The organism is Pseudoroseomonas ludipueritiae, assembly GCF_014490445.1.
GTDB classification, from domain to species: Bacteria; Pseudomonadota; Alphaproteobacteria; order Acetobacterales; family Acetobacteraceae; genus Pseudoroseomonas; species Pseudoroseomonas ludipueritiae.
Genome location: NZ_JACTUZ010000163.1, coordinates 1 through 9828 on the forward strand (window position 1 = coordinate 1; position 9828 = coordinate 9828).

The following is a 9828-nucleotide window of genomic DNA, read 5'->3' on the forward strand; positions in this document are numbered from 1 at the left end:
GCCCTGGCCCAGCGCGCCGCGCCGCCGATGCCCGCCCAGCCGGCGGCCGACCCGACCCGCGCCATGCTGCTGCCGGTGCCGGAACAGCGCCCGGCCACCAAGGGCACGATCGACCTTGGCGGGGCAAAGCTGGGCTATTGGGATACCGGCGCGCAGACGCCGGATGCGCAGACCATCATCCTGCTGCACCCGGGCACCGGCAGCCATGCCATCTGGGGCTACCAGCAGCCGGTGCTGGCGCAGGCGGGCTATCGCGTCATCGCCTATTCCCGCCGGGGCTACCTGGATTCGCCGGCGGGCGAAGGCCCCACCGGCACCGCCGCGGGAGACCTGCTGGCGCTGGTGGACCAGTTGAAGATCGACCGCTTCCACATGGTCGGCTCGGCGGCGGGCGCCATCGTGGGCGTGGATTTCGCCCTGTCCCATCCGGGGCGGCTGCGCAGCGCGGTGTTTGCCTGCACCCATATGGGCATCACGGACCCCGAATACCTGGCCATGAGCAATGGCCTGCGCCCCAAGGGCTTCGCCGAGATGCCGGCGGAATTCCGCGAGGTCGGCCCTTCCTACCGCGCCGTGAACCCGGAGGGCGTGAAGCAGTGGGTGGAGCTGGAGCACAAGGCGCTGGAAGGCGGCAAGCGGGTGTTCCAGGGCACGCTGAACCGCATCACCTGGGCGGCACTCCGCGAAATGAAGGTGCCTTCCCTGCTGATCGGCGGCGATGCCGATCTCTGGGCCCCGCCCTCGGTCTTCCGCCAGTTCGCCGCCGCCATTCCGGGCAGCGAGTTGCTGATCCTGCCCGAGACCGGGCATTCCGGATACTGGGAGCAGCCTGAAGCCTTCAACCAGGCGGTACTGGGCTTCATCGGCCGCCACCGGTAGCGGTTGCCGGCGCGGGGTGGCGGCGGCAGTCTCCTCGCCATGTCTCTGACCACCACCAAGCTGCTGGACCTGGCCCTCGCCAACCTGGCCAATGCCGAGATCCTGCGGCGGCTGCCGGCCCTCGGTGCGCCGCAGGCGCATCTGGTGGCCGGCTGCCTCTTCCAGGCTGTCTGGAACCACCGCGCCGGCCAGGAGCCCGGCTGGGGCGTGAAGGATTACGACGTCTTCTATTTCGACGACGCCGATCTGTCCTGGGAAGCCGAGGATCGGGTGATCCGCCGCGCGGAGACACTCTTCGCCGATCTCGGCGTCACGGTGGAGGTGCGCAACCAGGCCCGCGTCCATCTCTGGTACCCGGAACACTTCGGGGAGCCCTATCCGCGCCTCATCTCGGCGCGGGATGGCATCGACCGTTACCTGATCGCCTGCACCTGCCTGGGCGTCGCGGCGGAGGATGGCGCGCTCTATGCGCCGGACAGCCTGGAGGATCTCTGGGAAGGGCGGCTGCGGATGAACCCGCGCCACCCGCAGCCCCGCCTCTTCCCCGCCAAGGCCGAGAGCTACCGCGCCCGCTGGCCCTGGCTGAGCATCATCGGCTGAACCTAGCCCGCCACCTGCCGCAGCGCGGTGCAGACCCGCGCCACCTGCTCATCCGTCAGTTCCGGGAACATCGGCAGGCTCAGCACCTCGCGCGAGGCCGCCTCCGTCTCGGCGCAACCGGCGGGGCCAAGGGCGACGCGGTTGAGATAGGCAGGCTGCAGATGCACCGGCACCGGGTAATGGATGCCGGTGCCGACGCCGAGTTCCTTCAGCATCGAGGCCATGGCATCGCGCTCGGCGCTGCGGACGACATACTGGTGGAAGACGTGGGTGGCGCCCGCCCGCCGCGCCGGCGGCGTCAGCGAGGTGCCGGCCAGCGCCGTGTCATAAGCCTCCGCGATGGCATTGCGGCGGGCATTCATGCCCTCCAGCAGCGGCAGGCGCACGCGCAGCACGGCGGCCTGCAACTCATCGAGGCGGCTGTTCACGCCAACCAGGTCGGAAATGTAGCGGGACTTCCAGCCATATTGCCGGATGGCGGCGATCCGCTCGGCCAGTTCCTCATCGGCCGTGGCCAGGATGCCGGCATCGCCCAGGGCGCCCAGGTTCTTGGTGGGATACAGGCTGAAGGCCGCCGCGGCACCCAGCGTGCCCAGCTTGCGCCCGCCCAGCGTGGCGCCATGGCACTGGGCGCAGTCCTCGATCAGCGGAATGCCGGCGGCCTCGCAGGCGTCCAGCATGGGCTGCAGGTCGCAGGCCTGGCCATAGAGATGCACGGCGATGACGGCGCGGACCGGCGGCAGGCCCGGCGGCGGGTCCTCCAGCACGGCGGCCAGTTCGTCGGCATCCATGGTATAGGTATCGGGGTCGATATCCAGCAGCAGCGGGGTCGCGCCCACCATCTCGATGGCGGCGACGGTGGCCACGGCGGTGTGGGAGACGGTGCAGACCGTCATGCCCGGGCCGATGCCCATGCCCCGCAGGATCAGCACCAGCGCATCCGTGCCATTGGCGCAGCCCACGGCGCGCGGCAGGCCGAGCCAGGCGGCGAATTCCCGCTCGAAGGCCGCCCCTTCCCCACCCAGGATGTACCAGCCGGAATCCAGCGCGCGCCCCAGTGCGTCATCCAGCGCGTCGCGCTGCGCGCGATAAGCGGCGCCGGGATCGGCCAGCGGGATCATCGGCAGCTTCGTGGCAGTCTCGGGCAGGGTCATCTTGCCCTTCTCCTCAGGGTACGCGGGGCGCGTCAGAGATAGGTGGAAAGCCGTGGGCGGAACCAGTCGAGACTGCGGCGCAGCCCCTCCGGCAGAGAGATTTTCGGGGCCCAGCCGGTGGTGGCACGGAAGGCGCCGTCATCGGCGTAATAGCTGCCGATATCGATGGCCACGCGGTCGGCGGGGAATTCCTTGGCGATCAGGCGGCCACCGCCATTGGCGGCAATGGCGGCCTCGGCCAGCTTGAAAAGCGAGACCGGCGGGGCGCCGCCCAGGTTATAGGCGAAGCCGGCGCAGCGAGGTGTCTCGGCCGCCAGCAGGAAGGCTTCCACCACGTCGTCGAGATAGGCTAGGTCGCGCAACTGCGCGCCGCCCCAGACCTCGATCGGCTCCCCTTCCAGCAGCCGGCGGAACCAGATGCCCAGGAAGGTCTGGCGCGCATCCTTCACCCGCAGGCGCGGGCCGTAGCAATTGGTCAGGCGCAGCGAGACCACGGGGCGGCCGCGCACCTTGTGCTCCAGCAGCCAATACTGCTCTCCGGCCAGCTTGGAGACGCCATTGGCATCGGGGGGCGAGAGCGGATGCGCCTCATCCACCGGCAGGTAGCGCGGGGTGCCGTAGAACTGCCGGGTGGAGGCATGCACCACCACCGCATCTGGCGAGCCTTCACGCAGCGCCGCGATCAGCCGTAGCTGCGCCGTGGCATTGATGGCGAGGTCGGAGAATGGGTCCGCCATGCTGCCGGCATGGCTGGTATAGGCCGCCATGTTGAAGATGGCGTGGAGGTTCTGCACATGCGGCGCCAGTTCCGCATCCCGCAGGTCGGCGGTGACCAGGGTGGCGCCGGAGCCTTCCAGATTGGCCGCATGCGCTCCGGAGCCATCGAGCATGGCATCCAGTGCCGTGACTTCCGCGCCCAGGGCGCCCAGGGCGTGGCACAGCCCGCTGCCCAGGAAGCCGGCGCCGCCGGTGACCAGCACGCGCTTGCCGCGCCAGAACTCCGCCCTGCTCATGCCACGCGCAGCCGGCCGCGACGGGTGCCGGGCACCCGAAACCGGCACCCGGTGGTGCCTGAGCCCTCGCTGGCGAGGTTATGCATGATGGCGGAACCAATCCCGACGGCAGAAGGCAATCCTGTGCCCTGCGATTGCGGCGGAACCGCGACGGTTCCTGGGCATGCGCGGGGCGGCAGGGCTTTCAGCATGCCGTGCGGCGCGGCCCCGGTGAAGGGGCAGCGTGGCGGTTCCGCCCGTGTTTTTCTACTTCGGGGCCAGAGCGACGCCGATGATCTCGACCTTGTACTCCGGCCCGACCAGCCTGCCCTCGCTGGTCATGCGCGCCGGCTTGGCGGAAGGGTCCAGCCAACGGTCCCAGGCGCGGTTCATGGCGGGGGCATCGGCGATATCGGCCAGGGTGATCTGCACCTGCAGCAGCGCGCGCTTGTCGGTGCCCGCCATGGCCAGCAGCGCGTCGATCTGCGCCAGGATATCGGCGGTCTGGCCCTCGGCATCCAAGCTCGGGTCATCGGCGATCTGCCCGGCCAGGAAGATGAAGCCATTGGCGACGGTGGCGCCGGAGAGGCGCTCCTCCTCCAGCAGGCGGGTGATGGTCATGATGTTCAGGTTCCCTCTGGCGAATAGCCGCCTTGTCGGCTGCCTCGGACGCCAAGGCAACGCTGGTCATCGCCACGCATTAGCTTCCAGCAATCTTTTTCCGAGAACCGGATGACCGCCCTGATCGACAAGGCCATGCTGGCCAGCCGCTTTATCCTGGCCGTCTTCTTCCTGGGGCTGATGCTGGGGCTGCTGCTCTACGCCATCCGCTTTCTGACCAAGCTGTGGGAATACGCCACGCAGCTCTTCATCCTGCCGGAAAACGAGGACCTGCTGGGGCTGCTCTACCTGACGGATTCCGCCCTGGTGGCCTCGATGGTGGTGATGGTCGCCATCTCTTCCTACGACAGCCTGGTCTCCCGGCTGCAGGATGAGGCGGCGACGAAGCGGATGCACTGGGTGGGCGGGCTGGATACCGGCGACCTGAAGCTGAAGCTGGCCACCAGCATCGTCGCCATCTCCTCCATCCACCTGCTGCAGATCTTCCTGAAGCCCGGCAGCTACGATGCCTCGGAGACGATGTGGGCGCTGATCATCCACGGCACCTTCGTGCTCGGCGCCCTGGCACTGGGGCTGCTGGAGTGGATGAGCCACAAGGGAGAGCCGGGCAAGGTCTCGCCAGACGTCAAGGAGGTGCATGACACCACCCCCAAGGAGCAGCGGCAGGAAAAGGAGTGAGCCCCCTTCCCTGCCCAATCGGTCAGAGCCGCACCTTCAGCCAGCGGGCAATCTCGCCCACGATGCCGGCACGGAAGGCGATGACGCAGACCACGAAGATGGCGCCCTGGATGATGGTGACCCAGGCACCGAACTCGGCCAGGTAGTTCTGCATGGTGACGATGACCGCCGCGCCCACCGCCGGCCCAAAGACGGTGCCGAGGCCGCCCAGCAGCGTCATCAGCACCACCTCCCCCGACATGGCCCAATAGACATCCGTCAGCGTGGCGATGCCGAAGACCAGCGCCTTGGTGCCGCCGGCGACGCCCGCCAGGGTGGCGGAAAGCACGAAGGCCAGCAGCTTGTAGTTCTCGGCCTTGTAGCCCAGGGAAACAGCACGCGGCTCATTCTCCCGGATCGCGGTCAGCACCTGGCCGAAGGGGGAATGGATGACGCGGTTGATCAGCAGGAAGCCGATCAGGAAGACCGCCGCCACCAGCCAGTACATCGACATATCGGCCGAAAGGTCGAAGAGGCCGAAAAGGCGGCCGCGCGGCACGGACTGGATGCCGTCCTCGCCTCCCGTGAAGCGCATCTGCAAGCACAGGAAATACACCATCTGCGCCAGCGCCAGGGTGATCATGGCGAAGTAGATGCCCTGCCGCCGGATGGCCAGCCAACCGGACAGCAGCCCCAGCGCCGCGCCCGTGGCACCGCCGGTCAGGATCGCCAGTTCCGGCGAGAAGCCCCAGACCTTGGCGGCATGGGCGGTGAGGTAGCCCCCCATGCCGAAGAACATGGCGTGGCCGAAGGAGAGCAGCCCGACATAGCCGATCAACAGGTTGAAGGCGCAGGCAAAGAGCGCGAAGCACAACAGCTTCATCAGGAAGACGGGGTAGAGGAAGAAGGGCCCCGCCACCAGGAAAGCCAGCAGCAACAGGAAGGCGATGGACTGCGCCCGGTTGAAGCCCAGCATCTCCAGCCCCGGCAGCCCGCGTGCGCGGGAGGTTTCCGGGGGCGCGGTCAGGGTATCGGCGGCCATGGCTCAGGCCCTCCCGAAAAGGCCGGCGGGGCGCGCCAGCAGCACAATGGCCATGATGACGAAGATCACAGTCGAGGATGCCTCAGGGTAGAAGACCTTTGTCAGCCCCTCGACAAGGCCGAGGCCGAAGCCGGTGAGAACCGAACCCAGGATGGAGCCCATGCCGCCGATCACCACCACCGCGAAGACAGTGATGATCAGGCTCGACCCCATCTGTGGATTCACGGAATAGATCGGTGCCGCCAGCACGCCTGCGAAGGCCGCCAGCGCGACGCCCGCCGCGTAGGTCAGCGTCACCATGCGCGGCACGTTGACGCCGAAGGCCTGCACCAGCGCCGCATTCTCGGTCGCCGCGCGCAGATAGGCGCCGAGGCGGGTCTTCTCGATCACCAGCCAGGTCGCGAGGCTCATCACCAGCGCGGCGGCAACCACCCAGAGCCGGTACTTCGGCAGGAACATGAAGCCGAGATCGACCGGCGGGCCGCCCAGCGCTTCCGGCGGCGCATAGGGCAGGCCGGAGGAGCCGAACTGGTTGCGGAAGAGCCCCTCGATGATCAGCGCCAGCCCGAAGGTCAGCAACAGCCCATAAAGGTGGTCCAGCTTGTAGAGGCGGCTGATCAGCGTCTTCTCCAGCAGCACGCCGAAGGCGCCCACGATCAGCGGAGACAGCACCAGCGCCGGCCAATAGCCGATGCCGGCCCAGGCCATCAGGATCCAGGCCACGAAGGCGCCCATCATGAACTGGGCGCCATGGGCGAAGTTGATGACGTTCAGCATGCCGAAGATGACGGCCAGGCCCAGCGACAGCAGCGCGTAAAAGGCGCCGTTGACCAGCCCCAGCACCACCTGCGGCAGGCCCAGCTCCAGTTGGAAAAGCAGATCCTCAAGCACCGGCATGCGGCCCCTTGCAAGGAAACTCAGGCGGCGGGGCCGCGTGGCCCCGCCCTTGGGTCAGGTACGCACCAGGCTGCAGCCACCCTCGGAGGTCGGGCGCCAGGCATCATCGGCCGAAGTGGTCTGCAGCAGCTTGTAGTAATCCCACGGGCCCTTGGACTCGCCGGGCGCCTTGACCTCGAACAGGTAGGCCGGGTGCAGCTTGCGGCCGTCGGCGCGGATCGTGCCCTTGCCGAAGCAGTCGTCGTCGGTCGGCATGGCCTTCATGCGATTGACGGCCTCGACACCACTGGCCTTGGCGGCGGCGGCGCCCATGTCGGCCACGACCTTCAGGTAATGCAGCACGGAGGCGTAGCAGCCCGCGTGCGACATGGCCGGATAGGCGCCGCCCAGGCTGCCCTTGACGCGATTGGTGAAGGCGCGCGTGCGGTCGTTGAGGTCCCAGTAGAAGCTCTCGGTGCAGACCAGGCCCTGTGCCGCGTTCAGCCCCAGGCTGTGCACGTCGTTGATGAACATCAGCATCACCGCGATCTTGGTGCCGCGCCGGGTGACGCCGAATTCCGCCGCCTGCTTCACGCTGTTGATGGTATCCGTGCCGGCATTGGCCAGCCCGATCACCTTCGCGCGGCTCTGCTGCGCCTGGAGCAGGTAAGAGGAGAAGTCGGTGGATTGCAGCGGGTGCCGCACCGCGCCGAGCACCTTGCCGCCGGCTTCCTGCACGAACTTGGAGGTATTGCGCTCCAGGTCATGGCCGAAGGCATAGTCGGCGGTGATGAAGAACCAGGAATCACCGCCGGTCTTGACCATGGCGCCGCCGGTGGACTTGGCGAGCATGTAGGTGTCGTAGGTCCAGTGCACCGTGTTGGGGCTGCACTGCCCGCCCGTCAGCTCCGTGGTGCCGCCGGTGGAATTGAAATAGGCCTTGTTCTTCTCACGCACGATGCCGTTGATGGCCAGCGCGACCGCCGAATTCGGCACGTCCACGATGACATCGACGCCGTCACGGTCGATCCACTGCCGCGCGATGGTGGCGCCGACATCCGGCTTGTTCTGGTGGTCGGCCTGCACGACCTCGACATTCACGCCCTTGGCGGTGATGCCGGAATCCACGATGGCCTGCCGCACGCAGGCCGTGGCGGTGGGGCCGGATACGTCGCGGTACACGCCGGACTGGTCGTTCAGCACGCCAATCTTCAGCGTGGTCCCCTGCGCGCGGGCACGGGCAGGCACCAGGCCCACCGCCGGCACCAGAGAGGCCGCGGCTGTCGTCTTGAGGACGGTACGACGATCCTGAATCATTCCTGTTTTCCCTGGTTCTTCTTGAAGTTCAGACGCCGAGATACTGGTGCAGCCGCTCGGCCGATCCAGCCATTTCGTCATTGCGGAGGTGGTCCACCACCTTCCCATGGTCGACCACATAGTGACGGTCCGCCACGGTCTGCGCGAAGCGGAAATTCTGTTCCACCAGAAGCACCGTGAAGCCACGCTGCTTGATCTCGCGGATGGTATGGCCGATCTGCTGCACGATCACCGGTGCCAGCCCTTCCGTGGGCTCATCCAGCATCAGCAGCCGGGCTCCGGTGCGCAGGATGCGCGCGATGGCCAGCATCTGCTGCTCGCCACCCGAAAGCTTGGTGCCGGGGCTGCGCGCGCGCTCCTTCAGGTTGGGGAACAGCGTGTAGATCTCCGGCACCGTCATGCCGCCCGGGCGCACCACCGGCGGCAGCATCAGGTTCTCGGTCACGTCCAGGCTGGCGAAGATGCCGCGCTCTTCCGGACACAAGGCGATGCCGGCGCGGGCGATGGTGTCGCTGCGGGCGGAGACCAGTTCCTGGCCCTCGAAGCGGATGCTGCCCTGGCGGCGGCCGATCAGCCCCATGATGGCGCGCAGCGTGCTGGTCTTGCCGGCGCCGTTGCGGCCTAGCAGGGTCACCACCTCGCCCTCGCGCACCTCCAGGTCGACGCCGTGCAGCACATGACTCTCGCCATACCACGCCTGCAGGCCGGCAACTTTCAGAAGCGGCTCAGCCATGCGTCGTGGCTCCGGCGATGGAAGGATCGGTACCCAGGTAGGCTGCCACCACCTCAGGGTTGCGGGAGACGGCGGCATAGTCGCCTTCCGCTAGCACACGGCCGCGCGTCAGCACGGTGATGGTGTCGCAAAGCCCTTCCACCACCTTCAGGTTGTGTTCCACCATCAACACAGTGCGGCCGGCCGCGACGCGGCGGATCAGCTTGACGACGCGGTCCACATCCTCGGCGGTCATGCCGGCGGTGGGTTCGTCCAGCAGCATCATCACCGGGTCCAGCGCCAGAGTGGTGGCGATTTCCAGCGCGCGCTTGCGGCCATAAGGCAATTCGCCTGCCGGACGATGCGTGAAGCCGATCAGCCCCACATCCTCCAGCAATTCCATGGCGCGCTCGTTGAAGCCGCGCAGCACGCGGTCGGAACGCCAGAAATCGAAGGAGCCGCCACGGGTGCGCTGCAGGGCGACGCGCACATTCTCCAGCACCGTCAGGTGCGGAAACACGGCCGAGATCTGGAAGGAACGCACCAAGCCCAGCCGCGCTACCTCGGCAGGCTGCATGCGGGTGATGTCGCGTCCGTCGAAGTGGATGCTGCCGCGCGTCGGCTGAAGGAATTTCGTCAGAAGATTGAAACAGGTGGTTTTGCCGGCACCATTGGGCCCGATCAGCCCATGGATACTGCCACGCCGCACCCGCAGCGACACGTCGCCTACCGCGACGAAGCCGAGAAATTCCTTGCTCAGGCCATTCGTCTGCAGAATGCAACCTGAGTCGAGGCTGGTGTCGCCCACCATTGGCTCCCCGCTGTCTTGAACGTTCCGATCAGGCCTTGTCCTGGCCTATTGATTCGGAGCATGACGGGGCGTTGTCGCCGATGCAAGGGTGCTTTGCGGCCTACGCGCAGGCTAGGCTAGATCGCGAAGTTGAGGGCTTCTGGGGTGGGTCGTTGCAGGCCCTTCGC

General features: G+C 67.4%; 11 protein-coding genes. 3 read left to right on the forward strand and 8 right to left on the reverse strand.

Annotation, left to right across the window (positions count from 1 at the left end):
• Both IBL25_RS21940 and IBL25_RS21945 read left to right on the forward strand, forming a co-directional pair.
• On the forward strand, window positions 1-879 hold an 879-nt coding region (locus tag IBL25_RS21940), incomplete at its 5' end, for an alpha/beta fold hydrolase (RefSeq protein ID WP_187780627.1).
• A gap of 39 nt (window positions 880-918) precedes the next feature.
• Complete coding sequence (locus IBL25_RS21945) at window positions 919-1479, forward strand: nucleotidyltransferase family protein (protein WP_187780628.1); 561 nt, start codon at window positions 919-921, stop codon at window positions 1477-1479.
• 2 nt (window positions 1480-1481) lie between these two features.
• Here the strand turns inward: IBL25_RS21945 and IBL25_RS21950 are convergent, their stop codons facing one another.
• The 3 genes from IBL25_RS21950 to IBL25_RS21960 all read right to left on the reverse strand — a co-directional run bounded on the left by IBL25_RS21950 (window position 1482) and on the right by IBL25_RS21960 (window position 4246).
• Entirely contained in the window at window positions 1482-2633 is a 1152-nt protein-coding gene (locus tag IBL25_RS21950; protein WP_238940585.1) for a DegT/DnrJ/EryC1/StrS family aminotransferase, read from the reverse strand.
• Between the two features lie 32 nt (window positions 2634-2665).
• Window positions 2666-3646 (reverse strand): NAD-dependent epimerase/dehydratase family protein, encoded by a 981-nt coding sequence (locus IBL25_RS21955; protein ID WP_187780629.1) that lies wholly within the window; start codon window positions 3644-3646, stop codon window positions 2666-2668.
• Window positions 3647-3892: 246 nt separating this feature from the next.
• Entirely contained in the window at window positions 3893-4246 is a 354-nt protein-coding gene (locus tag IBL25_RS21960; RefSeq protein ID WP_187780630.1) for a RidA family protein, read from the reverse strand.
• Between the two features lie 111 nt (window positions 4247-4357).
• On the opposite strand from IBL25_RS21960, the gene IBL25_RS21965 reads away from it, so the two are divergent.
• Complete coding sequence (locus tag IBL25_RS21965) at window positions 4358-4924, forward strand: YqhA family protein (RefSeq protein ID WP_187780631.1); 567 nt, start codon at window positions 4358-4360, stop codon at window positions 4922-4924.
• Window positions 4925-4946: 22 nt separating this feature from the next.
• Here IBL25_RS21965 and IBL25_RS21970 read toward each other — a convergent pair whose 3' ends face one another.
• Genes IBL25_RS21970 through IBL25_RS21990 form a run of 5 tightly spaced genes read right to left on the reverse strand, consistent with a single transcriptional unit; the run spans window position 4947 to window position 9661 of the window.
• On the reverse strand, window positions 4947-5945 hold the full coding sequence (locus IBL25_RS21970) for a branched-chain amino acid ABC transporter permease (protein WP_187780632.1): 999 nt from the start codon (window positions 5943-5945) through the stop codon (window positions 4947-4949).
• Between the two features lie 3 nt (window positions 5946-5948).
• The gene (locus tag IBL25_RS21975) at window positions 5949-6842 is read right to left on the reverse strand and encodes a branched-chain amino acid ABC transporter permease (protein ID WP_187780633.1); all 894 of its coding nucleotides are present in this window, start codon (window positions 6840-6842) and stop codon (window positions 5949-5951) included.
• A 54-nt stretch (window positions 6843-6896) separates the two neighbouring features.
• Window positions 6897-8138 carry an ABC transporter substrate-binding protein gene (locus IBL25_RS21980; RefSeq protein WP_187780634.1) on the reverse strand — a complete coding sequence of 414 codons (1242 nt, stop codon included), beginning with the start codon at window positions 8136-8138 and terminating at the stop codon, window positions 6897-6899.
• A gap of 28 nt (window positions 8139-8166) precedes the next feature.
• The gene (locus IBL25_RS21985; RefSeq protein ID WP_187780635.1) at window positions 8167-8871 is read right to left on the reverse strand and encodes an ABC transporter ATP-binding protein; all 705 of its coding nucleotides are present in this window, start codon (window positions 8869-8871) and stop codon (window positions 8167-8169) included.
• Window positions 8864-9661: an ABC transporter ATP-binding protein gene (locus tag IBL25_RS21990; protein ID WP_187780636.1), complete on the reverse strand. Its 798-nt coding sequence runs from the start codon at window positions 9659-9661 to the stop codon at window positions 8864-8866. The genes IBL25_RS21985 and IBL25_RS21990 overlap by 8 nt, the downstream gene beginning before the upstream one ends.
• Window positions 9662-9828: the final 167 nt, after the last annotated feature.

Bases quoted from the DNA above. Each gene is read 5' to 3' on its own strand.
- IBL25_RS21965 (WP_187780631.1), top strand. From the start codon at position 4,358: ATGACCGCCCTGATCGACAAGGCCATGCTGGCCAGCCGCTTTATCCTG.
- IBL25_RS21955 (WP_187780629.1), bottom strand. From the start codon at position 3,646: ATGAGCAGGGCGGAGTTCTGGCGCGGCAAGCGCGTGCTGGTCACCGGC.
- IBL25_RS21980 (WP_187780634.1), bottom strand. From the start codon at position 8,138: ATGATTCAGGATCGTCGTACCGTCCTCAAGACGACAGCCGCGGCCTCT.
- IBL25_RS21970 (WP_187780632.1), bottom strand. From the start codon at position 5,945: ATGGCCGCCGATACCCTGACCGCGCCCCCGGAAACCTCCCGCGCACGC.
- IBL25_RS21960 (WP_187780630.1), bottom strand. From the start codon at position 4,246: ATGACCATCACCCGCCTGCTGGAGGAGGAGCGCCTCTCCGGCGCCACC.
- IBL25_RS21975 (WP_187780633.1), bottom strand. From the start codon at position 6,842: ATGCCGGTGCTTGAGGATCTGCTTTTCCAACTGGAGCTGGGCCTGCCG.
- IBL25_RS21950 (WP_238940585.1), bottom strand. From the start codon at position 2,633: ATGACCCTGCCCGAGACTGCCACGAAGCTGCCGATGATCCCGCTGGCC.
- IBL25_RS21945 (WP_187780628.1), top strand. From the start codon at position 919: ATGTCTCTGACCACCACCAAGCTGCTGGACCTGGCCCTCGCCAACCTG.
- IBL25_RS21990 (WP_187780636.1), bottom strand. From the start codon at position 9,661: ATGGTGGGCGACACCAGCCTCGACTCAGGTTGCATTCTGCAGACGAAT.
- IBL25_RS21985 (WP_187780635.1), bottom strand. From the start codon at position 8,871: ATGGCTGAGCCGCTTCTGAAAGTTGCCGGCCTGCAGGCGTGGTATGGC.